Origin of the sequence: Escherichia sp. KTE159, from assembly GCF_000408805.1 — a bacterium.
GTDB classification, from domain to species: Bacteria; Pseudomonadota; Gammaproteobacteria; order Enterobacterales; family Enterobacteriaceae; genus Escherichia; species Escherichia marmotae.
Genome location: NZ_KE137293.1, coordinates 211,443 through 238,277 on the forward strand (window position 1 = coordinate 211,443; position 26,835 = coordinate 238,277).

Sequence of the window (26,835 nt, forward strand, 5' to 3'; positions counted from 1 at the left end):
GGTGAGATGCATCACGCTTCGCGTGGTGCCTGAGCATTCAAAAAGGGCAGTAACAGCAGCGCCGAAATCCCGGCGGCGATAGCGATAACCACAAAAAAACCGCTCCAGTGCCAGGTATCGAGCACTTTCGCCAGCGGCCAACCGGCGAGCGATGCCCCAAGATAAGCAAACAAGCCGACAAACCCCGTCGCTGCCCCTGCCGCCTCTTTGTGAGAACACTCTGCCGCTGCCATGCCGATTAACATCTGCGGGCCAAAAACAAAAAAGCCAATGGTGAAAAAGCAGGTCGCCTGCATCACGTAACTGGCAAACGGCATCAGCCACAGCGAGCCGACAGAAAGCAAAATCCCCGCGGCGAATATCAAATTCATCGGCCCACGGTTACCGTTAAACAGTTTGTCCGATCCCCAGCCTGCAACCAGCGCACCGATAAATCCGCCCAGTTCAAACATGGTTACCGCGGTATTCGCCGTCACCAAATCGACGCCCAGCGTCTCGGACATGTACAAGTTGCCCCAGTCGTTAATCGCTGCACGAACCACGTAAACCAGCACGTAGCAGAACGAAAGCAGCCAGATGTATGGATTCAGCAACACATATTTGGTGAGGATCTCTTTACGTGTCAACCCCGCCCCTTCCTGTTGCTGGGCTACCTCCAGTGCGTCGTGCCGCCATTCTCCGACCGCCGGTAAACCTAACGCCTGCGGGCGGTCGCGTAGCCGCCAGCAGAGAAAAACCCCCACTATAATGGCTAAACTTCCGGCAATCATCATCCCGATACGCCAGCTATAATGCAGCGCAACTGCCGCCATCACGATGGGGATCAACGCACCGCCAACGTTATGTGCCGTATTCCACAGCGCCCACCAACCGCCACGCTCGGTACGTGAATACCAGGCAGTTAACAGACGCGCACAAACCGGCGACCCCCAGCCCTGGAAAAAGGCGTTCAACACCCAGAGCACGGCAAACGCCCATAGCGAAGTGGAAAATCCAAACAGAATGTTGATGATGCCAGTCGCGATAAGCCCAATCCCCATAAAATAACGCGCATTTGAGCGGTCGCTGACAATGCCGGAGACAAACTTCGACAAACCGTAGGTGATATAAAACAGGGTTGCTAACAGGCCAATATCGCTACGACTTAGCACGCCGGTAGCAAGGATTTCCGGCATAGCGGCGTTAAAACTTTTACGCGTGAAATAAAACAGCGCATAACCTAACCAGATGGTCAACAAAATATGCCGACGCCAGTAGCGGTAGCAGGCATCAATTTCACGTTTATCACTCATCAGCGGCGCGTCGGCAGGCGCTTTCAGAAACTGCAACATCATCAAGCCTTAGACATAACGTTGGGGGAGAGAGACACTGACGCGTGTGCCGTGCAGACAGGAGATGGTTAAGGTGCCGCCCAGCGCCGTTACACGCTCACGCATTCCGGTGAGGCCAAAACCGTGTTGCCCTGAGTCTGGCGGCAAACCGCTACCATCGTCTTCAATCACCAGCATTAACCGCTCATCCTGCTGCCAGCCTTGCAGCGTGACCGCACTGGCATCGGCATGTTTCACAATGTTGTTCAGCCCTTCCTGGCAGACACGAAACAGCGTTACTCGCTGGTTTTCACTTAACGCCGATTCATCTATCCGCCATTCGAGATGACTGATAATACCGCGCCCCTCCAGTTCCATTTCTCGCATCAGTGAACGAATGGCCTGCTCAAGAGTGAGGTCATCCAACTGACGTGGGCGTAACCGCCCTAACAAGCGGCGCACCGCGTCGTAAACGCCCAGCGATAGTTGTTCGATTAGCTGTCCACTCTGCTTCACACTGGCGTTATCCGCTGCCAGTCGCTGAACAATGCCCGCCTGGGTGCGAATAGCGGTGATGGTCTGGCCGATATCATCGTGCAGTTCACGCGCTACGTCGCGGCGCACGCTCTCTTCGGTTTCCAGCAAACGTTCGGCAAGATGCTGATTGCGCGCCAGTTCCTTTTGCAGCGACTGGTTAAGCTCGCGCAGTCGCTGAATACCTGCGCCAAGCAACAAGCCTGTAAGGCTTTGCACCAGCAGCGAGAGCAATAAATCCACCGGATGATCATGCCATGTCTGGCTGGCAATCAACGCAATGGCGTTCATCAGCGTCGCAATCAGCGCTCCTTGCCAGCCATAGTGCCAGGCCAGGGCAATAATCGGCAGCGCCAGGCAGAATGGCGTAAAGCGCGACAGTTCGTTCGGCAGCCCCAGTTGCAGCCAGAGACTGATAACAAACAGCAGCAAGTACCAGACCAGATGGCGTCCACGCCAGTTTATCGGCTGAGAAACCAGCGACGGCCCCAGCGGTAGCCAGGTGTTATTCGCCAGGTAATGCCAGAACACGAGACAAACAGGAGCCAGCGTCAGACCGCCAGTTAAGGTCAATAACAGCGCGTTCCACGACTCGTTTCCATATCTGTGCCAAAGCCAGGGCAGTGACTGTAACAACGCTGCCGCCGTCAACGCTGCTCCTTGTAACAGCAACGTGCGCCAGTCACGCTGATGGCGATAGCGAGAAATCAACGCCACGGGCAGTAACGTCAGTAAACTACCGATCATCAATAACGTAAAATGCGTTAACCCAACCGCCTGCATCAACCAGTAAATCAGCAACCATTCCGCGCCCAGCAATACGGGCCAGTATCCGCGCGGGCATTGCAACATCAGTCCCAGCCGCAAGCCAAACGGGAACAGCAGCACAGCCAGCTCCGGGCGTTCAACCAAATGCAGGCTGATACTCCACAGGCAAAACCACGCGGCAGAGAAAATAAAAAAGCAGGCAATAACGGTAATTAAGCGGGAAAAAAACGTCTTCATCACCAGCCATCAAACATACGGCGAGCCAGTTCAACGTCGTTACTGACGCCCAGTTTTTCCATCAGATTAGCGCGATGTACGTGCACCGTTTTAGGCGACAACCCCAGTTCAGCGGCGATCTCTTTTACTGCCATCCCTTGCGCCAGCTTTTCCGCCACCTGACGTTCGCGTTTGGTCAGTGGATCCTGGCGGCCGGATGCCAGCTTAATGGCGATGTCCGGCGTCAGATAACAGCCGCCCGTGGCAACTGTATGCACGGCGGCGATCAGTTCGTCCGGGCTACAACGTTTGGAGAGAAAACCGCGCGCGCCCGCATTAAGCGCCTGTTCAACCAGCGCCGGACTGTCATGAACGGAGAGCATAATTGTCGCCATCCCTTTTGGTAGCAGACTTAGCAACTCCAGCCCCGAAATATCCGGCATTGAGATGTCGCAAATACACACCTGCACACCGCGCCCAGGCAATCCGGCCAGCGCCTCGCGCCCCGAGCCAAACTCAGCAACTACCTGCAAATCAGGTTCCAGCCCCAGCAACTGCGCAAAGCCGGAGCGGACGATAAGGTGATCGTCTATAAGGGCAACGGTGATCATGGTCTTGTCCTGGCGGGTAAAAAAACGCGCTTACCTTAACGATAAGCGCGCCGCTGTTCAAGCCTTGAGCGGTTACTGAAAGAACACTGCAATCTTGTTAAACATGGTCGGGTCAGACTGATTACGCTGCACTTTGACCACATCTTCCAGTTTGTCGATTTGGCTTATCATCTGCTCCAGCCGCTGGTCATCATTAACCAGTAGCCAAATATGGCTTTTGTCGCTGTCCTGAATCGGCAGGCAGAGAATACCCTCGACGTTAAAGGCGCGGCGGGCAAAAAGCCCACAAACGTGGGTCATTACGCCCGGATGGTTGCGAACGGTGAGTTCCAGAATCACGTTGTCATGAGTTGTGTTTTGCATGGTTTATTCCCCCACCATTTCAGTATTCGCCGCACCTGGCGGCACCATCGGGTAAACTTTTTCTTCGGCATCAATGCGCACGTGGATCAGCGCCGGGCCAGGGCGATTAATAATTTCCTGCAACGCGGCCTGCGGATCGGCTTCGTTATTCAAATCACAGGTTTCGAGGCCGAATCCGGCGGCTATTTGCATAAAGTTGATTTTGCCCGGATAGGTGGCGGCAAAAACGCCCTGCTTGTAGAACAGGCTTTGCTGCTGATGCACCAACCCTAACGCTTCGTTGTTCATCAGAATGATTTTGACATCCAGTTGGTTTTCGCTGGCAGTGGCCATCTCCTGAATATTCATCATCAGACTGCCGTCACCGGAGAAACATAAAACTTTGCGATCCGGGTTTGCCAGCGCCGCGCCAATCGCCGCTGGCAGGCCAAAGCCCATGGTTCCCAGCCCACCGGAGGTCAGCCACTGACGAGGACGATTGAGCGGATACGCTTGTGCGGTCCACATCTGGTGCTGACCAACATCGGTCGTGATAATCGCGTTGTCATCCACACAGGCGGCAACGGCGTTGATCAGGCCGTAATGCGTTAACGGATCGCATGCTTTCGGGATAGGGCACGGGAATTCGCGTTGTAAATCAGCCACCTGTTGGTGCCACTCTGTACGCGGTTGGACTTCCACCTGTGGGATTAATTGCGACAACACATCATCAACATCCGCCTGAATCGCCACGTGCGCTTGCTTAACTTTGCCCAGCTCTGCGCGGTCGATATCAACATGAATGATTTTCGCGTTCGGGCAGAACTCCTCGGTTTTGCCTATCGCCCGATCATCAAAACGTGCACCGAGCACAATCAGCAGATCTGCCTCCTGCAAGATAAAGTTGGTGCTGCGTACACCGTGCATTCCCAGCATACCCAGCGACAGCGGATGCGCTTTTGGCAACATGCCCAGCGCCATTAAGGTCATGGTGGTGGGCAGTTGCGCTTTCTCTGCCAGTTCACGCACCCGCGCAGGCGCGTTGATCACACCGCCTCCCAGATAAAGCACCGGGCGTTTGGCTGCGTTAATCATCGCTGCCGCGTCACGAATGCTCTCTTCACTAAAGGCAGGCGCGGCGGCTTTTTCTACCGGAGCAGGTTGTTCTTCAATCTCAAAAACCGCTGTTTGCACATCCTTAGGAATGTCTATCCACACCGGGCCAGGGCGGCCTGATTGCGCAATGCGAAAGGCATCGCTCATGACCTGCGGAAGTTCTTCGATATGTCTGACCAGATAGTTATGTTTGGTGATGGGGATAGAGATGCCGTAGGTATCGACTTCCTGGAAGGCGTCGGTGCCAATCATTGAGGCCGGAACCTGACCGGTGATGCAAATCAGCGGAATGGAGTCCAGCCTCGCATCGGCAATGGCAGTCACCAGATTAGTCGCTCCCGGCCCACTGCAGGCCATGCAAACCGCTGGTTTTCCGTCGGTGCGCGCCATCCCCTGGGCGATAAATCCCGCTCCTTGTTCGTGACGGGCCAGAATATGGCGGATTTGTGTACTTTGGCTTAAGGCGTCATAGACAGGGAGAATTGAGCCACCAGGGATCCCCGTCACAACCTTAATGCCCTGTTGTTCCAGGAAATAAACGATAAATTCTGCGCCAGTAAAGCGCTTACGTGTCGATGTTGTGCCCGAACTTGCCATGCTCCAGTCCTTTTCTTCTGGGCCGACTTTCCGGGGGTGCTTAAACGAAAAACCCCGCCCGGTTTGCGCCGGCGGGGTTTTGGAATCGTGTGTTGTTCCAGTCCCTACGGCGCATTGCCGACGACCACCACCACACGCACGACGACCACTGCGGCGGATGGCGCAGTTGGTAGTAGTTTTGCGTTGAGCATGGAAGTAGTCATTGGGGACCTTGTTTGTTTTGTGTTTAACAATATTTATACAAGCACAGGTTTACAGGAGAGACAATGGAAAATTTTTCATCAGGGAAAAAATGAGGGACTGATCACGTTTTGTACTGAAACGTAAGAAGTAAAAGACCACCTCCTGAGGAGGTGGTCTTTTACATTCTGCTGGCAGATTCGTGTCGATGCGATGCTGACGCATCGTATCCACCCTACAGAATTTATTTAAACTACAATCCATTCCGGAAACATTTATTGCCGCTGTTGTTTATATATTCTGCCGCTTCGTTATTCATCATTCCATATATATATCTGGCTAACATTTATCAATGTGATAGATTCCTCTCCCGCATTTATTGGAATGCGTAGCAACTTATTCTAAATATTCTTATATAAGCATCTGTGATAATGAAAACGCATAGAAACATCAATTTATTATTGATGTTGGTATTACTCGTGGCTGTCGGTCAGATGGCACAAACTATTTATATTCCAGCTATTGCCGATATGGCGCGCGATCTCAACGTCCGTGAAGGGGCGGTGCAGAGCGTAATGGGCGCGTATCTGCTGACCTACGGTGTCTCACAACTGTTTTATGGCCCAATTTCCGACCGTGTGGGTCGCCGCCCGGTGATCCTCGTCGGAATGTCCATTTTTATGTTAGCAACGCTGGTGGCGGTCACCACCTCCAGCCTGACGGTATTAATTACTGCCAGCGCAATGCAGGGAATGGGAACCGGTGTCGGTGGTGTGATGGCGCGTACATTACCGCGTGATCTGTATGAACGGACACAGCTACGTCACGCTAATAGCATGTTAAATATGGGTATTCTCGTCAGCCCTTTGCTTGCGCCATTAATTGGCGGTCTGCTGAATACCATGTGGAACTGGCGGGCCTGTTACCTGTTTTTGTTGGTGCTCTGTGCCGGTGTGACGTTCAGTATGGCGCGCTGGATGCCGGAAACGCGCCCTGTCGATGCGCCACGCACGCGCCTACTGACCAGTTATAAAACTCTTTTCGGTAACGGCGGTTTTAACTGCTATTTACTGATGCTTATTGGCGGTCTGGCAGGAATTGCCGCTTTCGAAGCCTGTTCTGGTGTGTTGATGGGCGCAGTATTAGGGCTGAGCAGTATGACGGTCAGTATTTTATTTATTCTGCCAATCCCGGCGGCATTTTTCGGCGCATGGTTTGCCGGACGCCCGAATAAACGGTTCTCTTCGTTAATGTGGCAGTCAGTTATCTGTTGCCTGCTGGCAGGACTGATGATGTGGATCCCTGGCTGGTTTGGCGTGATGAATGTCTGGACACTACTCGTTCCCGCCGCGCTGTTCTTTTTTGGTGCCGGAATGCTATTTCCGCTGGCCACCAGCGGCGCGATGGAGCCGTTTCCATTCCTGGCAGGTACTGCTGGCGCACTGGTTGGCGGCCTGCAAAACATTGGTTCCGGCGTACTGGCGTCGCTCTCTGCGATGCTGCCGCAAACCGGCCAGGGAAGTCTGGGGCTGTTGATGACCTTAATGGGGTTATTGATTGTGCTTTGCTGGCTGCCGCTGGCAACGCGGATATCACACCAGGGGCAGGCCGTTTAAGCTCGCATCACCGCAGCATCGTCATCAACTCCATGGGAGAACGATGCTGCTTTATCAAGTCGCGCATCACCCGCATGTACGGTGCCGAGTGGGAATAAAAAGCTTGATAGCCAGCACAAAGCACGTCGTCCGGCTGATCATCCCATGCTTGTGGGCAAAGACGATGCCAGTCACATCCCTGACAGCCTCGCCGGGGTTGCAGTTTTTCGCTCCTGCACCATTTTTGCAGGGTGGCGTCGAAAAGCTCAATTGATATACGACTGATATCTGCCCGCACCCAACACTCGAACAGGGCAATTAAAAATTGCCCCCACAGCTTCTCTGTCATCGAAGCTGCCGTCAGCTCGCCCCGGTCATCAAATTCAATGTGGGGAATAAGTTGCACGGAGCGGATGCCTCGCTGTTTGAAATTTTGATAAAAATCGGCAGGTTGCAGAGCATCTTTATACTCTATAACCAATTTGTGCCTGTCCTCTTCAGCATTTCTAACCTGACTTCCTGTCATGTGATTCTCTCAATTAATACGATAATTTGATGTATATGCGTTACAGCAAACAGTATTGCAAGAGATAACACCGCGAGGGAGATCATAAATTTGTCACGGATTACGTAAAATTGGGAAAAATCGCTATTAGTGACATCCATTAAATTGCGATTGCGGGTATAGCGCCAGAGGATCAATGCCACAAAGGAAAGGATGCCAATAGAAATCCAGAACAATGTGTCTGACTGATGCCAGTTGTGTTTGATTGCCAACGCCATCAACGCACCGTAACCCAGCATGGTGCGAAACCATGCCAGCGATGTGCGTTCCGGCTGAAGACCCGGGTCGGCAATCCGTCTGGCTTTGCGGCTATCCGGCATACAGTACCAGTCCCATAACGATCACCGCCACAATCATCAATATTAAGCTAATGATTAATAAGCTGTTGGTGTAGGGTAAATCTTCTTTCAGACGCATCGCCTTTTCGTTACGTAGCCAGCGCAGGTAACCATACATCGCTAACCCGCCGGAAAACAGACACAACAACAATGCCAGCAGTTCGCGAATGACCGGCGTGGCGAAATCCGGCGCAAGCTGATCCAGCCCAACACCTGCCGCCAGAAAACCCAGCGCAGTTCGGATCCACGCCAGAAAGGTACGCTCATTAGCCAGAGAAAAACGGTAATCGGGCGCTTCTCCGAGTCGGGAAATTTTCACTATGGCTCCTTAGTCGTTTCGCAATAGCGATGTCTTATTCGTCTATTTTTAGGAATGTCGTCCGGCGCTTTCCTGATATGCTTGCCATCCGCTACAAGGAGGTCAGATGGGTATCATAGCGCAAAATAAAATCAGTTCACTGGGTATGCTGTTCGGTGCTATCGCTTTAATAATGGGCATTATCCACTTTTCATTCGGCCCTTTTTCCACGCCGCCGCCAACGCTGGAAAGCGTTATTGCAGAAAAAACGGCGGAAATTAAAAGAGGTCTTCTCGCCGGAATAAAAGGCGAAAAAATCACCACGACGCAGAAAAAAGAGGACGTTGATGTCGATAAAATCCTCGATCACGGCGGTATCGCCCTGGCCATTGCCGCGCTACTCTGCGCGTTTGTTGCCGGTATGCGTAAAGAAAATCGCTGGGGCATTCGCGGTGCACTGTTTTTTGGTAGCGGGACGCTGGCTTTCCATACCTTGCTTTTTGGTATCGGCATCATCTGTGGAATTGTGCTGATATTCCTGATCTTTTCTTTCCTGACCGGTGGTTCACTGGTTTAAGTAACTCAGTAATGTTCAGAAACGCCTGTGAATACCGGGTGGAGTACCATTTACGGCGACTCCACCCGGAAAAGGGTTAACCGATGCCCCAGAAAAGCACCGCAAGTAACTGTGGTGTGATGATGCGCAGAAACATGACTAATGGATACACCGTGGCGTAAGAGAGAGCCGCTGCACCACTGGTTGGATGAAGATTATTGGCAAACGCCAGCGCCGGTGGATCGGTCATTGAACCCGCCAACATCCCACACATAGTGAGATAATTCATTTTGGCTAACATCCGCGCCAGAATGCCGGCTGTGATCAGCGGAATCGCGGTAATCAATGCACCATAGCCTATCCAACTTAGCCCTTCGCCATTAACCAATGTATGGATAAAATCGCCGCCGGATTTCAGACCAACAACTGAAAGGAACAGTACGATACCCAGTTCGCGCAGTGCCAGGTTGGCACTTGGCGGCATAAACCAGTACAGCTTACCGATACTGCCGATACGTCCAAGGATCAGCGCCATAATCAGCGGACCACCCGCCAGCCCCAGCTTCAACGCCGCCGGGAATCCTGGCACGAACACCGGAATGGAGCCTAACAACACGCCAAGACCGATACCAATAAACACGGGTAACATCTGAACCTGTTGCAGTTTTTGCTGCGCATTACCTAATACATTGGCAACGGCATCAATAGCCGACGGGCGTCCAACCAGGTTGAGGATATCGCCAAATTGCAGGCTAATATCGCCACTGGCAACCAGTTCAACCCCGGCACGATTCAGTCGCGAAATGACGACATCATAGCGCTCCTTAAAATGCAGGTCGCGAATACGCTTGCCGAGCACATTTTCATTGGTGACCACCACGCGTTCGACACGCAAATCGGTGCCTTTCGTCGACAGCGAAGTATCCACTTCCTGACCAATCACCAGTTGTGCATTATGTAAATCCGCAGGCTGCCCCACCAGATGCAGTAAATCTCCCAACTGAATAATGGTCTCTGGTGAAGGTACTTTTAGGGTTTCTTCTCGTTTCAATCGCGAGCAGATAACTTTATCGCCATTGAGAATCGGCACATCTTTAATGGCTAAATTATGCAAATTAGGATTCTCAACACGGATATTAATCGTCCTGATTAGCGCACCGCCGTTGGTTCGTGTCGACTCGTGCTGCAGGGCTTCCGTCTCAACATTGACGCGAAAAATAACCCGCAGTATCCACATGGTGAACAAAATCCCGCAAATGCCGAATGGATACGCCATCGCATAGCTCATCCCCATCTGATCAACCATCTCCATCGGTGTGCCGAGGTCGCGTAAGATCTGCTGACCTGCGCCCAGCGCTGGCGTATTGGTGACCGCGCCGGAGAAAATACCCAGCACCACGGGAAGTGGGATATCGAACAATTTATGCAGGATGGCGGTGACCAGGCCACCGATGATGACAACCAAAACGGCAAACAAATTAAGGCGTAATCCGGAGACACGCAACGAGGCAAAGAATCCCGGCCCCACTTGAATGCCGATAGTGTAAACGAACAGGATCAGACCAAATTCCTGGATAACATGCAGCATGTCGCTACTTAATGTCATCCCAGCCTGTGAAACAAAATGGCCGACGATGATCCCACCGAATAGTACGCCGCCAATGCCCAATCCAACGCCGCGAAACTTGACGTTGCCGATAAACAAACCGACGACCGCCACCAAAGCCAGAATACTGACTGTTAATGCTATATCACTCATCGTCCATTTCTCTTGAGATAACATTTTAATTGCTATGGATTATGGCTGAATCGGTGAAGCAGATTTGCCTTATGGCGCACATTATCACGGGAAAGAGAGTGCAGGAACATCTTAAATTGGCGAAAATTAACACATTGTTGAAGATGGTAAATAAAAAAAGCCCCACCAGGCTGGCGGGGCAAAAAGAATAGCTAATTAGCTATTTAACGCGGGACGTTCGCTGATAGCGATACGCTGCGCTGCGATGGGTTCAGGCTCATTACGAATTAAATCAATATGCAGCAAACCATTTACGAAGGTTGCACCAGAGACTTCCATATTTTCTGCCAGCGTAAAACTCAGGCTAAAAGGCTGATTCATAAGACCTTGATGCAGCCATTTTTTCTCTTCTTTGGGCTGCTCCGGCGTGCCTTTTACGCTCAGGCGAGTACCTTCCAGTTGAATATCTAAATCTTCCTGACGGAAGCCCGCCAGCGCAAGAGTAATGCGGTAGTGGTTATCGTCGCTTTTCTCAATGTTGTACGGCGGGAAGCTCTGGCTTTCACCGGCGTTTTGCAGTGCGTTGGCCAGTTTGTCAAAACCGATCCATTGACGCATCAGTGGGGATAAATCGAAGTTACGCATAGTCATTTCTCCTTCTAAGAAGCGAGTAAGTACCTGCAAATCCGAGGATTCGCATATGCTCCCTGACGGCGAGCATGAAGTTGCCAGGCCGCGCCAGGCGGCCTTAGAGAATTAGTTGATTTCGATACGGCGCGGTTTTTTCGCTTCCGGAATCACGCGTTCGAGATCGATATACAGCAGACCGTTCACCAGGTTAGCGCCACGAACATGAATGTTTTCTGCTAACTGGAATTTGCGTTCGAAGTTGCGTTCAGCGATGCCCTGGTACAGATAGGTGCGCTCTTTTTGTTCGTCGGCGTGAGCACCTTTCACCACCAGCAGATTGTCCTGGGCGGTAATTTCCAGTTCACTCTCAGCAAAACCAGCTACAGCGATAGCAATGCGATAATGGTTTTCGTCTACCAGTTCAACGTTATACGGAGGGTAGCCACCATTACTCTGGCTCTGGTTGTTTTCTAAGTGGTTAAACAAACGGTCAAATCCAATTGCAGAACGATAAAGCGGGGATAAATCAAAGTTACGCATAATCAATAGCTCCTGAAATCAGCGAGAATGTAAGACCTTCCACAATGGACAGGTCGGATAGCCAGAACACCCATCAGGCGCGTTCTCATCGGCTACGGTATAAAAATGGGTCTGGATATGCACTTTTCAAGTCTTTCCAACGGACTTTTTTTTGCAGTTTATGGTCTATTGCATAGACTGAGGGGCAGCACGAAACGTTAAAGTGCGATAGCCGCCACAGTGCGACATGATGATGATGTTATTTTCAGCAAGGGATCGCTATAACACATCATGCCAACACCAACGATCAACTGATGAATTTATTATGATAAGAAATGTGTTGTTAGCACTCTTAATGTGCAGCGGGATGGCGTTAATGACAGGATGTTCCAGCGTGATGTCCCATACAGGGGGCAAAGAGGGAACATACCCTGGCACCCGTGCCAGCGCCACCATGATTGGTGACAATGAAACCAACTGGGGCACTAAGTCACTGGTGATTCTTGATATGCCGTTTACCGCTGTTATGGACACGCTTTTACTGCCGTGGGATGCATTCCGCAAAGACAGTTCAGTGCGCTCACGCGTGGAAAAAAGTGAAGCCGACGCGCAGGCCATCAATGCCGTCATTCCACCAGCCCGAATGCCAACGAACTGAATTAGTGGCCAGTTTCGGTGACCCACAACTGGCCAGCTTCCATCCACGCCAGCCATTGACCATCTGGCGAGAAGACCACGGCGTCTGCCGAAGGTTGGTTGGCGTGATTTTCGGTTAAATACTCAACTTCACCGCTTTGCGCATGTGCACAGGCAATACGATTATCCAGCACAAAACCCAGCCATTCTCCTGACGGATGCCAGTTAAACGCTGACTGAATATCCGTTTTGTTATCGGTTAACTGGCGCGGTTCGCCGCCCTGTGGGGAGATAAGCCACAATTGCACAATACCGTTATCGTCACGCATTAAAAACGCGATTTGCGTCCCCTGTGGGTTACAACGCACCCAATGGCGTGGAACGTTGACTAACCCTGGGTAAGTACGATGGTGAGTAAAGGTTAAACGTCGCTGCACGACACCACGCGGCGGCGCTGGCAGGGTTGATTCCGTGCCGCTTAACGGCTCCTCACCAGCCGCTTTCCAGCCGTTTTCATTTTGTGGCAGCTCTACAATAAACAGCTCCGGTACTTTCTCGCCGTTCAGCGAAAGTGTGTCGCCAATAAACGCCAGCGCGTGGTTTCCGACCCATCCCTCTTCATAAGCGCGATTGATTTCATCACTGCCCGGCTGCGGCGTGGGCGTGGTTTTACTTACCAGCACGCACCAGTGGCTGCCGCTGTATTCGCGCGGATGCTGTTTGTGTACGTTAACCGGGCCAAACGGTGCCGCAACCCCGACGTTTCGCAAATCCAGCGCCGGGCGGCATTCATGTAGTACATGGTCGTTATAGGTAAAACTCACCATTTCACCGTTCGGGCTAAAGACATGTACATGACTGCCGCCACGTAGCGCCCCAGGAGTGTACGGAACGGTAATATCCATGGCATCGAGATTGCTCATCTTTCCGCCTTCAACAATCACGCCGCGGCGGTGATGGAAATCGTAATGCCATGTTTCATCAGGATTTTCTGGGCCGTGGATGAAGACATATTTCTCCAGCTTCGGATGAACGGTCACCACGCCAACGTGTGCACCCTGTGACGCCTGGTAAATAACTTCAACCTCGCCGGTATGGATATTCACACGCTCAATTGTCTCGCCGGTAAACGACGCGCCAGAAGGCCGCACGTCAAATACCAGCCACTGGCTATCGGGTGTCCAGGTGTTGGTATTGGTGAGCAGGTGGTTTCGTGAAGCGTTGGTGAGTTGTTTCATGGCGTGATCCTGATACAAAACGGTTTCCGCCATCATACTTCACAAGGACTTCACTTTCAGACAATAGTCTTTTGCCATCGTGATGAATGTGAGTAAAAAGATGGAACATTTTGACGTAGCGATTATCGGCCTCGGCCCGGCGGGTTCCGCACTGGCGCGGCAGTTAGCAGGAAAAATGCAGGTGATTGCACTGGATAAAAAGCACCAGTGCGGTACAGAAGGTTTCAGCAAACCTTGCGGTGGTCTGCTGGCACCGGACGCGCAGCGTTCTTTTATTCGCGACGGGCTAACGCTCCCTGTCGATGTGATCGCCAACCCACAGATTTTCAGCGTCAAAACCGTCGACGTCACAGCATCGCTCACGCGTAACTACCAGCGAAGCTATATCAATATTAATCGTCATGCCTTCGACTTGTGGATGAAATCGCTGATCCCCACCAGCGTTGAGGTTTACCACGACAGCCTGTGCCGGAAAATCTGGCGTGAGGATGATAAATGGCATGTTATTTTTCGCGCCGATGGCTGGGAGCAACACATTACTGCCCGCTATCTGGTCGGTGCTGATGGTGCAAACTCGATGGTGCGGCGACATCTCTACCCGGATCATCAGATTCGTAAATATGTCGCTATCCAGCAGTGGTTCACAGAGAAACATCCGACGCCGTTCTACTCCTGTATCTTTGATAATGCGATAACTGACTGTTACTCATGGAGTATCAGCAAAGACGGTTATTTTATTTTTGGCGGTGCCTATCCGATGAAAGACGGCCAGGCGCGTTTTGCGGCGCTGAAAGAGAAAATGAACGCCTTTCAGTTCCAGTTTGGCAAAGCGGTGAAAAGTGAAAAATGCACCGTGTTGTTTCCCTCACGCTGGCAGGATTTTGTCTGCGGTAAGGACAATGCTTTTCTTATTGGCGAAGCGGCGGGATTTATCAGTGCCAGCTCGCTGGAGGGGATTAGCTATGCGCTGGATAGCGCGGAAATACTGCGTTCGGTGCTACTGAAGCAGCCGGAGAAAATCAATGCCGCTTACTGGCACGCCACCCGCAAACTGCGTTTAAAACTCTACGGCAAGATCCTGAAAAGCCGATGCCTGACCGCACCGGCCTTAAGAAAGTGGATTATGCGCAGTGGCATTGCACATATTCCACAGTTGAGAGATTACCCAACGCGCTTCACATCACCTACCAGCAGGATGTAAGAGAGCGCGCCAATCAACGCGACGGCGGAGATATAAACCAGTGCAGGTGCAAAACCGTAACCCTGCGCCAGGTAACCCACCACCAGCGGAACGGTGATACCCCCCAAACCACCGGCGAAGTTAAACACCCCGCCGGTTAAACCAATCAGGCGCATCGGTGCCAAAGAAGAGACCAGCGACCAGGTAATCGAAGCAAAACCGTTACCGAAGAATGCCAGCGCCATCAGACACATAATCATCATCGGGTCATTGGTATAGTTAGCACCCATAATGCAGGTGGAGATCAACAAGCCGCAGATTATTGGTGTTTTACGCGCAAAGCCCAGCGAAAAGCCCTTCCGCACCAGCAGATCCGCTACCCATCCTGAGAGCAGTACACCGACAAACGCAGCGAGAAATGGCACCGTGGTCATAAAACCCGCTTTCAACGCCGTTATCCCTTTTTCCTGGGTTAAATAGTTCGGGAACCAGGTTAAGAAGAACCACAGCGTAGACGCCACCGCAAATTGCCCGAGATAGACGCCGATCAGTTTACGATGGAACACCAGTTTCCAGTCTTTTGCCGTTAACGGCTGACGCGCCTCTTTTTTCACCGGCGCATCGCCATCCACCAGACCGCCACCATCACGAATGTAATCCAGCTCAGCTTTGCTGATGCCTTTGGTCAGGCGCGGCGGCTGGTAAACTTTAAACCAAATCAGCGACCAGATAATGCCGATACCGCCGGTGACAATGAACACCCAGTGCCAGCTCAACATCTCCTGAATCCAGATCAGCAGCGGAGTCAGAAACGCCAGACCGACAAACTGACCAGAGGTATAAAAACCAACGGCAGAAGCACGTTCATGTTCCGGGAACCAACTGGTCACCATACGGTTATTGGTCGGGAAAGCGGGCGCTTCGAAAATACCGGTTATCGCCCGCAGACCAATTAATGACATTAAGCCCGTGGCAAATCCCTGGAATAATGTCGCCACCGACCAGCCAAATATCGCAATAAAATAAGTCACACGTGAACCCACGCGATCTAAAAACCAACCGCCGGGGATCTGACATAAGGTATAAAGCCAGGCGAAGGCCGAAAATACATAGCCCATTTCGGCTTTAGTAATACCGAACTCTTCCTGAATATGGGCGGAAGCCACGGCCAGGTTGGCGCGATCGACATAACAAATCACTACCGTAATAAAAATCATCACTAACGTCAGATAACGCCGACGCCCCGGCTTTGCTGCATTTACGGGAATATCCATAGCGAGCTATCTCCTGATTTTGGGCATAGCGAGGCCGCTCACCATGCCCTGTAAGTTACAGAGGGTTATATTTTTGTATTGCTGTTTTAGTGCCCGATGAGGGGCTTACGTGGCAGGAATTACCACTCTGCTACGCTGTTATCTTCATGACGCCAGAGCGGATTACGCCAGTCCGGGGCATTTTTACTGAACTCAATGACTTTGGCTTCGTCGATTTCCACGCCTAAGCCCGGTTTCGTTAGCGGTTTAAAGAAGCCGCCGACCATGCTGAAGTCCTCTTTGTTTTTCACAAAGTCGAGTAACTCCGCGCCTTTGTTGTAATGAATGCCCATACTTTGTTCCTGAAGTACGGCGTTATAGGAGACAAAGTCGATATGCAGGCAAGCAGCCAGTGCAATGGGGCCGAGCGGACAGTGCGGCGCAAGAGTCACGTCATAGGCTTCCGCCATTCCGGCAATTTTGTAGCATTCGGTAATACCGCCCGCGTGGGAGAGATCCGGTTGCAGGATCGAAATGCCCCCCGCCTCCAGCACGCGTTTAAAATCGAAGCGCGAGAACATGCGCTCCCCCGCTGCCAGCGGAATGTGAGTTTGCGCCGCCAGTTTCGGGTAGTATTCGGCTTGTTCCGCCAGCACCGGCTCTTCAATAAATAGCGGGCGATACGGTTCCAGTTCTTTAATCAGCACTTTCGCCATCGGCGCGCTGACGCGACCGTGAAAATCAAGGCCAAACTCAATCTGATTACCAAAGGCTTCACGAATTTGTGCCACGGTGTTGACCGCCGCATCTACCGCGCGGGAGTTATCAATCAGACCCAGTTCTTCACAACCGTTCAGTTTGAAAGTATCGAAGCCGATTTCACGCAGGGTTTTAATGCCGTCGATAACATCCGCCGGACGATCGCCGCCGACCCAACTGTAGGCTTTGATTTTGTCGCGGACCAGGCCACCCATTAGTTGCCAGACGGGCGCATTCAGCACTTTGCCTTTGATATCCCATAACGCCTGGTCGATCCCGGCGATGGCGCTCATCAGAATGGGGCCGCCACGATAAAAACCGGCGCGATACATCACTTGCCATAAGTCGTTGATGCGCGATGGATCCTGACCAATAAGATAGTCACCCAGCTCGTGAACTGCCGCTTCCACCGTGCGGGCGCGGCCCTCGATCACCGGTTCGCCCCAACCGACCACGCCTTCATCGGTTTCAATTTTCAGGAACATCCAGCGGGGAGGTAAACGATACGTGGTAATTTTGGTAATTTTCATTGCACTGCCTCTCGATACGCCTTAACAAATGCTGCTGCCTGCTGCGCGGTACGTTCCACGGACTGTCCGGCGCGATAGAGATCGCTACCTAAGCCCGCTCCAGCACAACCAGCGTCTATCCACTGCGCCAGGTTTTCTGGCGTCACGCCGCCAACGGCAAAGACCGCGATGTCCTGCGGTAATACCGCTTTTAATGCTTTGATGTACTGCGGGCCAAAAGCCGATGACGGAAATATTTTCAGTGCCTGCGCGCCTGCTTCGAGCGCGCTAAAGGCTTCGGTCGCCGTCGCACAACCGGGGCAAACGGTCATGCCGTAACCCACCGCACGACGAATGACCTCACTATGGATATTGGGCGTAACGATGAGCTGGCAGCCCATCCTGGCGAGCGTATCAACCTGCTCAGGTTTCAGTACCGTACCTGCGCCAATCAACGCTTTGTCGCCGTATGCTTCAACGACTGCGGGAATGCTTTGCTCCCATTGGGGAGAATTCAGCGGGATTTCAACCGCGTCGAACCCGGCGTCAATCACCGCGCCAACATGCGCCAGCGCCTCGTCAGGCGTAATGCCGCGCAAAATGGCGATCAGCGGGAGTTTAGTTTGCCACTGCATGAGCAATGCTCCTTATACCAGCCAGAAATGCCGTGTCGCCCGCCACCGCCGTTACGTCGCAACCCATAGCCTGAAAGGCTTGTTGGTAACGCACGGTCAGCGATGTTCCGGCGACAAGGGTGATAGCCTGTTGATGAGCCACGTCGTCGCGCATACTGCCGACCTCAGCACCAATCAACAAACCAGAGAGAAATTCGCTGACCTGTTCGCGGGGAAGCGTTCCCAGCACATGCGAGGCGCGAACTTCAAAAAGTTGCGGCAATACGGCGGGAGCATTAAGGCCGCGTTCAAGACCGGCCGCGAAGGCATCGGCAGAGTTTTCCTGCGGCGGCAAACCAGCCCCAATCAATGACTGATTTAGCAGTAAATGGTGCAATTCACCGGTCATCACGGTGCGAAAATCGTTGATTTGCTGGCTATCGGCTTGCACCCATTTGCAATGCGTACCGGGCATAACATAAAGAGAGGAAGGAGCAAGAGCACGCGCGCCAAGCAATTGTGTTTCTTCGCCGCGCATCACATTGTGGTTATCATCATGAGAGACGCATAATCCGGGAATAATCCAGATATTGTCGCCAACAGACGTTAACTGTTCACCAATAGATGAGAAACAGGCAGGAACGGATAAATAAGGAGCGACTTTCCAGCCAACATTGCTGCCGACCATTCCTGCCATCACCACTGGCGTATTCTCTTCACGCCAGCCTGCTATCACTTCTGCTAACACCGCAGCCGGAGATTTTCCGTTCAGGCGCGTGACGCCTGCTTCTGATTGCCTGCTGTCCAGGCAGTTGTCGCTCTGATAAAGCCAGGCGCGCAGATTGGTCGATCCCCAGTCAATTGCGATGTAGCGAGCTGTCATGTGATTTCCTTTAATCTTCGTGTCGAGCTGGCGATCATGGTAAGCGCCGCCTGCTCTGCCGCATCGCCGTCCTGATGCCGTATCGCATCGAACAGCGCCTTATGTTCCTGAAGCGTTTGCGGCATGTTGGCCTCATCGCCCATCCAGGTTCGTTCAAAAACTGCCCGCTGCAGTGAACTAATCGCGATGCTAAGTTGCTGTAACACCGGGTTATGTACCGACTGAAGTACCGCCTCGTGGTAGCGAATATCAGCTTCGTTAAATGCCTCGCGATCCTGATTGTTAGCAATCATCTCGTTCAGCGCCGATTCAATCTGCGCCAGATCGCTGGAGGTCGCGCGCTCTGCCGCCCAACGGGCAATCGCCGGTTCCACCAGATTTCGCACTTCGCTCATTGCACTGATAAGCCGTGGGTCGTAGTCGTTTTCCAACACCCATTGCAGTACGTCAGTGTCGAGGTAATTCCACTGATTACGCGATGCCACAAATGCGCCGCGATAACGCTTCATTTCAATCAGCCGCTTCGCCATCAGCGAGCGGAACACTTCACGAATGATGTTGCGCGAGGTTTCAAACTCCTCACAGAGTTCCGCCTCGGCCGGAAGCGGCGAGCCAGGTACATATTTACCGTGAACGATCTGTTTACCCAGTGTAATGACAATGCGATCGGTTTTATTGAGAGTCATGGAGAGTCCTTGTGCTCTGTATGTTCTGCTCTACTTTACCCCGATCGATGCATAACGCGGCAACTTTGTAGTACCAGCATGATGATATTCGCGTTTACTGTGCGTGTAATGTAGTACAAACATGTATTGTTGTACTACAATTTAGATCACAAAAAGAACAATACATAAGAAAATGGCATCCATCAGGCACAAATCTGAAAAGGGTTGTCAGGGAGTAAACAGGCGGGGAAATAAAGGTATGCTTCCAACGGCTTAGCATTCTTGTTTAAAGGATTAATCATGCAATTGAATTTTCAGGGATTTATTAAAGCAGCCTGTTTATGTTCTTTAGCATTCGCGTTGACCGGATGTCTAACCGCTGGACTGGTTTTCAATACCGCAAGCTCTCCACATGCCCAGCAATGGCGCTCAGACACGATTAAGGGTCTATCGCTGGCAGAGGATAGTAACGGTACGAAAGGCTATGTTTTTGTTGGAGAGTCGCTGGACTACCTGTTGACCAACGGCGGCGATGAGGTGGTTAAAATGCTGAACGACCCGGTAATTCATGGCGAAAGAATCACCGTTTCCGATAACGCGAAATTTATTTTAAGCAGCGGTGATACGAATTTTTCTGGTGCCATAACGCTCTATTACGACTGGGATAATGAGGAAGATAAAGCACTGGCGACACAATATGGCTTTGTGTGTGATACCCAGCGTTGTACATGGATGCTGGACGGCCTGAAAGGCTCTATCCACCAGAAAAATAAAAAAGCGGATTACTCAAACGTGATGGTTTTCCATCAACCCTTTACAGTGGGATTTTATAAGTACAAAACAACAGATGGCGTCCCGCGCGGCCTCGCTAACGCGTTGCTGCCAGTCACTCTTACGCTGGATATAGTAACATCACCACTCCAGTTCCTGATTTTATGCACGACCAGAAATTGTTAATCGCTGCGGGCAAACGCGTTTATGCAGTTTGCCCGCCCACTGATTAATTCAGCACATACTTTTCAATAGCAAACGCCACGCCATCTTCAAGGTTGGATTTGGTGACAAAGTTCGCCACTTCTTTCACCGAAGGAATAGCGTTATCCATCGCCACACCGACGCCTGCATATTCAATCATTGCGATGTCGTTTTCCTGATCGCCAATCGCCATAATTTCTTCCGGTTTAATGCCCAGCACATCCGCCAGCGATTTCACACCGGTACCTTTATTGACGCGTTTGTCGAGGATTTCGAGGAAGTACGGCGCGCTTTTCAGTACGGTATATTTCTCTTTCACTTCCTGCGGAATACGCGCGATGGCCTGGTCGAGGATGGCGGGTTCATCAATCATCATCACTTTCAGGAGCTGTATATTGGGGTCCATTTTTTCCGCTTCGCAGAATACCAGCGGAATGGTGGCCACAAACGACTCATGTACCGTGTAATAGCTGATATCACGGTTAGCGGTGTACAGCGTGGTGCGGTCCAGCGCGTGGAAATGGGAACCGACTTCGCGAGAGAGTTTTTCCAGGAAACGATAGTCGTCATAGCTCAATGCTGTTTGCGCCACGGTGCTGCCATCAGCGGCCTTCTGCACCAGTGCGCCGTTATAAGTAATACAGTAGTCGCCCGGCTGTTCCATATGCAGCTCTTTCAGGTAGCTGTGAACACCTGCATAAGGACGACCTGTCGTCAGCACGACATTCACCCCGCGGGCGCGAGCTGCGGCAATCGCATTTTTAACGGCGGGTGAAATGGTGTGATCGGGCAGCAGAAGGGTGCCATCCATATCGATAGCAATGAGTTTGATAGCCATGAGTTCCCCAGGTAGATTGATTCCTGACCCATGCTAACGCGATTCCGCTCAAAAATCAGTACAACACCCGAGGGAAAAGGGGGATGCAACGCGCCTTGCGTGCTCCCCTTTTGCTTAGCGGAAGAGTTTCCCTTTCAGCAACTCCATGCCTGCGGAAAGCAGATCGTTATTGGCTTGCGGTGAAACTTCGCCCTGCGGAGATAGCGCATCAATAATCTTCGGCAATTGTTCCGCCAGCATGTTGGAAGCAGCACTGGTATCTACGCCGAGTTTTTGCCCGAGATCGGCTACTGCATTCGTACCCAGTGCCGATTCCAGTTGTTCGCCGCTAACCGGTTGATTGCCCTGTTGATTACTCAACCAGGTTGAGAGAATGGCACCTAAGCCGCCACTTTGCAGTTTCTCCAGCAGCACCTGGATGCCGCCCTGCTCTTCAACCCAGCTCAGAATGGCCTGATATTTCCCCGCATCGCCTTTCAGAAAGGCACCGACAACTTCATCGAAAAGTCCCATGATAATCACCTGTAAAGCGTTACGTGTTGACTCAGAAAGTATAGTTCTGCGGGATGATAGTTGCGGATTACAGGAGTAAAAAGGGCGGAGATCATCTCCGCCCTTTTCTTATAGCTTCTTGCCGGATGCGGCGTAACCGCCTTATCCGGCCTACAAAATCATGAAAATTCAATATTTTGCATGAGTATTGTAGGCCTGATAAGCGTAGCGCATCAGGCACGCTCGCATTGCTAATGCCATTAAATATCGATATTCGCCGCTTTCAGAGCGTTCTCTTCGATAAACGCACGACGCGGTTCAACAGCATCACCCATCAGAGTTGTGAACAACTGGTCGGCAGCAATCGCATCTTTAACGGTAACGCGCAGCATACGACGGCTTTCCGGATCCATAGTGGTTTCCCACAACTGCTCCGGGTTCATTTCGCCCAGACCTTTATAACGCTGGATGGAGAGGCCACGACGGGACTCTTTCACCAGCCAGTCCAGCGCCTGCTCGAAGCTGGCTACCGGCTGACGACGCTCACCACGTTCGATAAACGCATCTTCTTCCAGCAAGCCACGCAGTTTCTCGCCCAGCGTGCAGATACGACGATATTCGCCACCGGTGATGAACTCGTGATCCAGCGGGTAGTCAGTATCCACGCCGTGGGTACGCACGCGAACAATCGGCTCGAACAGGTTTTTCTCGGCATTGGTGTGGACATCAAACTTCCACTGGCTGCCATGCTGCTCTTTATCGTTCAGTTCTGTCACCAGCGCATTCACCCAACGGGTAACAACCTGCTCGTCAGAGAGATCCGCTTCCGTCAGCGTCGGCTGATAGATAAGCTCTTTCAGCATCGCCTTCGGATAACGACGTTCCATACGAACGATCATTTTCTGCGCCGCATTGTACTCAGACACCAGCTTTTCTAACGCTTCGCCAGCTAAAGCTGGTGCACTGGCGTTGGTATGCAAAGAAGCGCCATCCAGCGCGATGGAGATTTGGTACTGATCCATCGCCTCATCGTCTTTAATGTACTGTTCCTGCTTGCCTTTCTTCACTTTGTACAGCGGCGGCTGGGCAATGTAGACGTGACCGCGTTCAATGATTTCCGGCATCTGACGATAGAAGAAGGTCAACAGCAACGTACGAATGTGCGAGCCGTCGACGTCCGCATCGGTCATGATGATAATGCTGTGATAACGCAGTTTGTCCGGGTTGTACTCGTCACGACCGATACCGCAGCCAAGCGCGGTGATGAGCGTTGCCACTTCCTGGGAAGCCAGCATCTTATCGAAACGGGCTTTCTCGACGTTGAGGATTTTACCCTTCAACGGCAGAATCGCCTGGTTTTTGCGGTTACGCCCCTGCTTCGCAGAGCCGCCCGCGGAGTCCCCTTCCACAAGGTACAGTTCAGAAAGCGCCGGATCGCGTTCCTGGCAGTCCGCCAGTTTGCCCGGCAGGCCGGCTAAGTCCAGTGCACCTTTACGACGCGTCATTTCACGCGCACGACGTGCCGCTTCACGGGCGCGGGCAGCATCGATTATTTTACCAACCACGATTTTCGCATCGGTTGGGTTTTCCAGCAGGTATTCTGCCAGCAGTTCGTTCATCTGCTGTTCTACCGCCGATTTCACCTCAGAAGAAACCAGTTTGTCTTTAGTCTGGGAGGAGAATTTCGGATCTGGTACTTTCACGGACACAACCGCAATCAGGCCTTCACGCGCATCGTCGCCGGTGGCGCTGACTTTGGCTTTTTTGCTGTAACCTTCTTTGTCCATGTAGGCGTTCAGAGTACGGGTCATCGCCGCACGGAAGCCCGCCAGGTGAGTACCGCCATCACGCTGCGGAATGTTGTTGGTAAAGCAGTAGATGTTTTCCTGGAAGCCATCGTTCCACTGCAATGCCACTTCAACGCCGATACCGTCTTTTTCGGTGGAGAAGTAGAAGATGTTCGGGTGGATCGGCGTTTTATTCTTGTTCAGATACTCAACGAACGCCTTGATACCGCCTTCATAGTGGAAGTGGTCTTCTTTGCCGTCACGTTTGTCTTTCAGGCGAATGGAAACGCCGGAGTTAAGGAAGGATAACTCTCGCAGGCGTTTCGCCAGAATTTCATATTCAAACTCGGTTACATTGGTGAAGGTTTCGAGGCTCGGCCAGAAACGTACCATAGTGCCGGTTTTATCGGTATCGCCGGTAACCGCCAGCGGTGCCTGCGGTACACCGTGCACGTAGATCTGACGGTGAATTTTACCTTCACGCTGGATAACCAGCTCCAGTTTTTGCGACAGGGCGTTTACTACCGAAACACCAACGCCGTGCAGACCGCCGGACACTTTATAGGAGTTATCGTCAAATTTACCGCCTGCGTGCAGCACGGTCATGATCACTTCTGCCGCCGATACACCCTCTTCCGGGTGAATACCGGTCGGAATGCCACGCCCGTCATCCTGTACAGAGACGGAATTATCAGCATGAATAGTGACGATAATTTCTTTACAGTGACCCGCGAGCGCTTCGTCGATAGCGTTATCTACCACCTCGAATACCATGTGGTGCAGACCGGTGCCGTCATCCGTGTCGCCGATATACATACCAGGGCGCTTACGCACCGCATCCAGCCCTTTCAGGACTTTGATACTGGAGGAGTCATAAGAATTCGACATCAACGTTTCTCGCTCATTTATACTTGGGTTAATCCGTTATTTTACCCTTTTCCACGGTAAACATCTTCGAATTTTCGTCCGACATGTCTATAACGTGTTCAGCACTGATCGCGCTGACAAAGACCTGTGATTGCGTCGCTTTTAAGCGGCTGGCAAGCAGCCCGCGACGCTCATCATCAAGCTCAGAGGCAAAATCATCTATCAGGTAGAGACACCGCCGCCCGCTTTCACGGGTGAGGAACTCTCCTTGCGCCAGACGTAAGGCGCACATCAGCAGCTTAAGCTGCCCACGCGATAAGGTATCTTCCACCGGCGCACCGTCGGCGCGAATGCGTAAGTCCGCTTTATGCGGGCCGTGCGCGGTGTAGGTTAGCTGGCGATCGCGTTCAAAATTACGTTCCAGCACCTCAGCGTACTCTGTCTCTTTCTCCCAGCCGCGCTGGAAAGAGAAAGTCAGAGAAAACTCAGGGAGAAATTGCTTACAGGTATCGGCCATATCGGCGGCGATACCGGCGCTGTACTGGGCGCGCCAGGCGCTGATTTGCTCCGCCAGCGGGATCAGTTCTTTATCCCACGGGCGGAGCTGTTCGTAACGTGACACCTGCCTCAGCGCCGCATTACGCTGCTTGAGCAATCGCTTGAGATTGCTCCAGGCGGTGAAAAATCCGGGTTCGTTGTGAAAGCATCCCCAGTCGAGGAATGCTCTTCTGTATTTGGGGCCACCGTTGAGTAAAGTAAACCCCTCAGGCGTTATCAACTGCATCGGCATCAGGTGCGCCAGTTCCGCAACTTTATGCCCGTCAGTACCGTCAATACGGACTTTACTGTCGCCCTGTTTGTCTTTGGTTAAGCCAATCGCCGTCTCGCGCTCTGCGCCCTGTAAACGCCCGTGAAGAACAAACGCCTCCTGCTCGTGGCGAATGACGCGACCAATCTGCAAACTGCGAAACGCCCGGCCGTGGCCGAGCGTATAGATAGCTTCCAGCACGCTGGTTTTGCCACTGCCGTTGGCACCCACCAGAAAGTTAAAGCCGGGAGATAAAGCGAGATCCGCGGTTTCGATATTGCGGAAATCGCGGATCAACAAGCGGGTGAGGGACATTACAGTCTCATTGGCATGACAACATAAGCCGCACTCTGGCTGGCCGCATCTTCAATCTGCACGCTGGAAACTGAATCGGTCAGCATCATGCGCACGTTTTCACATTTCAGCGCGTTCAGAACATCCAGCACATAGCTGACGTTAAAGCCGATTTCCATCTCCGCGCCGCTGTAGGTGACGTCGAGGATCTCTTCCGCTTCTTCCTGTTCCGGGTTGTTGGCGGTGATCTTCAGTTGATTTTCACTGACATACAGACGCACGCCACGGAATTTCTCGTTAGAGAGAATTGCCGCACGAGCAAACGCCTGCTTGAGCAGATCGCAGCCTGCTTCCAGATGTTTGTCCGGGTTCTTCGGCAGAACGCGACGGTAATCCGGGAATCGACCATCCACCAGTTTGGAGGTAAAAATAAAGTCACCTACGTGGGCGCGAATGTTGTTGCTGCCAATCTGCACGCGCAGCGGATTGTCGCCGCCGTCGAGCATACGCATCAGTTCAATCACGCCTTTACGCGGCACGATCACCGAATGGCTCGGCAAAGACTGACCAATTGGCATTGAACAGACCGCCAGGCGGTGGCCGTCAGTCGCCACGGTGCGCAGTTCTTCACCTTCGGTTTCGAACAGCATACCATTTAAGTAATAGCGAACGTCCTGATGCGCCATCGAAAACTGGGTCGCTTCAATCAGACGTTTCATCGTTGCCTGCGGCAGGGTAAATTCAACTTCGCTCTGCCAGTCATCAAGGTTCGGGAAATCCGCCGCTGGCAGAGTAGAAAGCGAAAAACGGCTGCGCCCGGAGCGCACCAGCATCCGCTCACCTTCCAGTTGCACAGCAATTTCCGCGCCTTCAGGCAGACCACGGCAGATATCAAAGAATTTGCGCGCCGGAACGGTCGTCGCCCCTGGTTCGTGCGGCTGAATCAGCGCAACACGAGCCACCATTTCCATCTCGAGATCAGTACCGGTCAGCGACAACGTACCGTCAGCAACCTGTAACAGCAGATTACCGAGAATCGGTAGCGTAGGACGACCACCTAACGGACCGCTCACCTGTTGTAGCGGTTTTAATAAATGCTCACGTTCTACGGTAAATTTCATAGG

Annotated in this window: 28 protein-coding genes, 1 pseudogene and 1 other annotated feature; of the genes and pseudogenes, 6 read left to right on the top strand and 23 right to left on the bottom strand. The window is 52.2% G+C overall.

What is annotated here, in order from left to right:
- Nucleotides 1-11 precede the first annotated feature (11 nt).
- The 6 genes from uhpC to ivbL all read right to left on the bottom strand — a co-directional run bounded on the left by uhpC (nt 12) and on the right by ivbL (nt 5,697).
- Nucleotides 12-1,331: an MFS transporter family glucose-6-phosphate receptor UhpC gene (gene uhpC / locus A31E_RS04030; protein WP_001517439.1), complete on the bottom strand. Its 1,320-nt coding sequence runs from the start codon at nt 1,329-1,331 to the stop codon at nt 12-14.
- Between the two features lie 9 nt (nt 1,332-1,340).
- Entirely contained in the window at nt 1,341-2,849 is a 1,509-nt protein-coding gene (gene uhpB, locus A31E_RS04025) for a signal transduction histidine-protein kinase/phosphatase UhpB (RefSeq protein WP_016249423.1), read from the bottom strand.
- Nucleotides 2,849-3,439 carry a response regulator transcription factor UhpA gene (gene uhpA, locus A31E_RS04020; RefSeq protein WP_000633662.1) on the bottom strand — a complete coding sequence of 197 codons (591 nt, stop codon included), beginning with the start codon at nt 3,437-3,439 and terminating at the stop codon, nt 2,849-2,851. Before uhpA ends, uhpB begins: the two co-directional genes overlap by 1 nt.
- Before the next feature lie 72 nt (nt 3,440-3,511).
- Nucleotides 3,512-3,802: an acetolactate synthase small subunit gene (ilvN, locus tag A31E_RS04015; RefSeq protein ID WP_001181706.1), complete on the bottom strand. Its 291-nt coding sequence runs from the start codon at nt 3,800-3,802 to the stop codon at nt 3,512-3,514.
- 3 nt (nt 3,803-3,805) lie between these two features.
- Nucleotides 3,806-5,494: an acetolactate synthase large subunit gene (gene ilvB, locus A31E_RS04010; protein ID WP_016249424.1), complete on the bottom strand. Its 1,689-nt coding sequence runs from the start codon at nt 5,492-5,494 to the stop codon at nt 3,806-3,808.
- A 104-nt stretch (nt 5,495-5,598) separates the two neighbouring features.
- A complete protein-coding gene (ivbL, locus tag A31E_RS04005) occupies nt 5,599-5,697 on the bottom strand; it encodes an ilvB operon leader peptide IvbL (protein WP_001300753.1) in 99 nt (32 codons plus the stop codon).
- 408 nt (nt 5,698-6,105) lie between these two features.
- On the opposite strand from ivbL, the gene emrD reads away from it, so the two are divergent.
- The gene (gene emrD, locus A31E_RS04000) at nt 6,106-7,290 is read left to right on the top strand and encodes a multidrug efflux MFS transporter EmrD (protein ID WP_001517436.1); all 1,185 of its coding nucleotides are present in this window, start codon (nt 6,106-6,108) and stop codon (nt 7,288-7,290) included.
- 7 nt (nt 7,291-7,297) lie between these two features.
- Here the strand turns inward: emrD and A31E_RS03995 are convergent, their stop codons facing one another.
- The 3 genes from A31E_RS03995 to A31E_RS03985 are packed head-to-tail and all read right to left on the bottom strand — an operon-like array spanning nt 7,298 to nt 8,491.
- Nucleotides 7,298-7,795, bottom strand: a complete 498-nt coding sequence (locus A31E_RS03995; protein WP_016249425.1) for a radical SAM protein — start codon at nt 7,793-7,795, stop codon at nt 7,298-7,300.
- Nucleotides 7,792-8,154, bottom strand: a complete 363-nt coding sequence (locus A31E_RS03990; protein ID WP_016249426.1) for a DUF202 domain-containing protein — start codon at nt 8,152-8,154, stop codon at nt 7,792-7,794. Before A31E_RS03990 ends, A31E_RS03995 begins: the two co-directional genes overlap by 4 nt.
- A complete protein-coding gene (locus A31E_RS03985) occupies nt 8,144-8,491 on the bottom strand; it encodes a YidH family protein (protein ID WP_000703955.1) in 348 nt (115 codons plus the stop codon). Before A31E_RS03985 ends, A31E_RS03990 begins: the two co-directional genes overlap by 11 nt.
- Nucleotides 8,492-8,597: 106 nt before the next feature.
- Here A31E_RS03985 and yidI point away from each other — a divergent pair, with 106 nt between their 5' ends.
- The gene (gene yidI, locus A31E_RS03980) at nt 8,598-9,047 is read left to right on the top strand and encodes a protein YidI (RefSeq protein WP_001517434.1); all 450 of its coding nucleotides are present in this window, start codon (nt 8,598-8,600) and stop codon (nt 9,045-9,047) included.
- Nucleotides 9,044-9,127 (top strand): annotated as a pseudogene (locus tag A31E_RS26140) (GntR family transcriptional regulator); the annotation flags it as partial. The gene yidI and the pseudogene A31E_RS26140, both read left to right, overlap by 4 nt.
- Here the strand turns inward: A31E_RS26140 and A31E_RS03975 are convergent.
- The 3 genes from A31E_RS03975 to ibpA all read right to left on the bottom strand — a co-directional run bounded on the left by A31E_RS03975 (nt 9,124) and on the right by ibpA (nt 11,934).
- A complete protein-coding gene (locus A31E_RS03975) occupies nt 9,124-10,785 on the bottom strand; it encodes a putative transporter (protein ID WP_001279777.1) in 1,662 nt (553 codons plus the stop codon). The pseudogene A31E_RS26140 and the gene A31E_RS03975 sit on opposite strands and share 4 nt — an antisense overlap.
- A 195-nt stretch (nt 10,786-10,980) precedes the next feature.
- The gene (ibpB, locus tag A31E_RS03970; RefSeq protein WP_001243426.1) at nt 10,981-11,409 is read right to left on the bottom strand and encodes a small heat shock chaperone IbpB; all 429 of its coding nucleotides are present in this window, start codon (nt 11,407-11,409) and stop codon (nt 10,981-10,983) included.
- A 111-nt stretch (nt 11,410-11,520) separates the two neighbouring features.
- Nucleotides 11,521-11,934: a small heat shock chaperone IbpA gene (gene ibpA, locus A31E_RS03965; RefSeq protein WP_001243437.1), complete on the bottom strand. Its 414-nt coding sequence runs from the start codon at nt 11,932-11,934 to the stop codon at nt 11,521-11,523.
- Nucleotides 11,928-12,000: a sequence feature (ROSE (Repression Of Heat Shock gene Expression) occurs in the 5'-region of heat shock genes and acts as an RNA thermometer to modulate expression.), on the bottom strand. (Overlaps the previous gene by 7 nt.)
- 238 nt (nt 12,001-12,238) lie before the next feature.
- Between ibpA and A31E_RS0123210 the strand changes: the two genes are divergently transcribed.
- The gene (locus A31E_RS0123210) at nt 12,239-12,571 is read left to right on the top strand and encodes a YceK/YidQ family lipoprotein (protein ID WP_010377863.1); all 333 of its coding nucleotides are present in this window, start codon (nt 12,239-12,241) and stop codon (nt 12,569-12,571) included.
- Between the two features lies 1 nt (nt 12,572).
- Here the strand turns inward: A31E_RS0123210 and A31E_RS03960 are convergent, their stop codons facing one another.
- Nucleotides 12,573-13,787 (bottom strand): YidR family protein, encoded by a 1,215-nt coding sequence (locus tag A31E_RS03960; protein ID WP_016249427.1) that lies wholly within the window; start codon nt 13,785-13,787, stop codon nt 12,573-12,575.
- Nucleotides 13,788-13,887: 100 nt separating this feature from the next.
- Between A31E_RS03960 and cbrA the strand changes: the two genes are divergently transcribed.
- Nucleotides 13,888-14,988, top strand: coding sequence for a colicin M resistance lipid reductase CbrA (gene cbrA, locus A31E_RS03955; RefSeq protein ID WP_016249428.1), 1,101 nt, complete (start codon nt 13,888-13,890; stop codon nt 14,986-14,988).
- Here cbrA and A31E_RS03950 read toward each other — a convergent pair.
- From A31E_RS03950 to dgoR, 5 genes are all read right to left on the bottom strand, one after another.
- Entirely contained in the window at nt 14,949-16,241 is a 1,293-nt protein-coding gene (locus A31E_RS03950; protein ID WP_000354284.1) for an MFS transporter, read from the bottom strand. The two genes, cbrA and A31E_RS03950, sit on opposite strands and share 40 nt — an antisense overlap.
- Before the next feature lie 119 nt (nt 16,242-16,360).
- Nucleotides 16,361-17,509 carry a galactonate dehydratase gene (dgoD, locus tag A31E_RS03945; protein ID WP_000705001.1) on the bottom strand — a complete coding sequence of 383 codons (1,149 nt, stop codon included), beginning with the start codon at nt 17,507-17,509 and terminating at the stop codon, nt 16,361-16,363.
- Nucleotides 17,506-18,123 carry a 2-dehydro-3-deoxy-6-phosphogalactonate aldolase gene (gene dgoA / locus A31E_RS03940; RefSeq protein WP_001198729.1) on the bottom strand — a complete coding sequence of 206 codons (618 nt, stop codon included), beginning with the start codon at nt 18,121-18,123 and terminating at the stop codon, nt 17,506-17,508. Before dgoA ends, dgoD begins: the two co-directional genes overlap by 4 nt.
- A complete protein-coding gene (dgoK, locus tag A31E_RS03935; RefSeq protein WP_016249429.1) occupies nt 18,107-18,985 on the bottom strand; it encodes a 2-dehydro-3-deoxygalactonokinase in 879 nt (292 codons plus the stop codon). Before dgoK ends, dgoA begins: the two co-directional genes overlap by 17 nt.
- Nucleotides 18,982-19,671, bottom strand: a complete 690-nt coding sequence (dgoR, locus tag A31E_RS03930; protein ID WP_016249430.1) for a D-galactonate utilization transcriptional regulator DgoR — start codon at nt 19,669-19,671, stop codon at nt 18,982-18,984. The genes dgoK and dgoR overlap by 4 nt, the downstream gene beginning before the upstream one ends.
- Before the next feature lie 279 nt (nt 19,672-19,950).
- Between dgoR and A31E_RS03925 the strand changes: the two genes are divergently transcribed.
- Complete coding sequence (locus A31E_RS03925) at nt 19,951-20,607, top strand: YidX family protein (RefSeq protein ID WP_016249431.1); 657 nt, start codon at nt 19,951-19,953, stop codon at nt 20,605-20,607.
- 43 nt (nt 20,608-20,650) lie between these two features.
- On the opposite strand, the gene yidA is transcribed toward A31E_RS03925, so the two are convergent.
- The 5 genes from yidA to dnaN form a co-directional block, all read right to left on the bottom strand.
- Nucleotides 20,651-21,463, bottom strand: coding sequence for a sugar-phosphatase (yidA, locus tag A31E_RS03920; RefSeq protein ID WP_001517428.1), 813 nt, complete (start codon nt 21,461-21,463; stop codon nt 20,651-20,653).
- Nucleotides 21,464-21,577: 114 nt separating this feature from the next.
- Nucleotides 21,578-21,976, bottom strand: coding sequence for a YidB family protein (locus A31E_RS03915; protein ID WP_000522197.1), 399 nt, complete (start codon nt 21,974-21,976; stop codon nt 21,578-21,580).
- Nucleotides 21,977-22,215: 239 nt separating this feature from the next.
- Entirely contained in the window at nt 22,216-24,630 is a 2,415-nt protein-coding gene (gene gyrB, locus A31E_RS03910) for a DNA topoisomerase (ATP-hydrolyzing) subunit B (protein ID WP_000072079.1), read from the bottom strand.
- A 28-nt stretch (nt 24,631-24,658) separates the two neighbouring features.
- Nucleotides 24,659-25,732: a DNA replication/repair protein RecF gene (gene recF, locus A31E_RS03905; protein WP_000060099.1), complete on the bottom strand. Its 1,074-nt coding sequence runs from the start codon at nt 25,730-25,732 to the stop codon at nt 24,659-24,661.
- Nucleotides 25,732-26,832 carry a DNA polymerase III subunit beta gene (dnaN, locus tag A31E_RS03900; protein WP_000673456.1) on the bottom strand — a complete coding sequence of 367 codons (1,101 nt, stop codon included), beginning with the start codon at nt 26,830-26,832 and terminating at the stop codon, nt 25,732-25,734. The genes recF and dnaN overlap by 1 nt, the downstream gene beginning before the upstream one ends.
- Between the last annotated feature and the right edge of the window lie 3 nt (nt 26,833-26,835).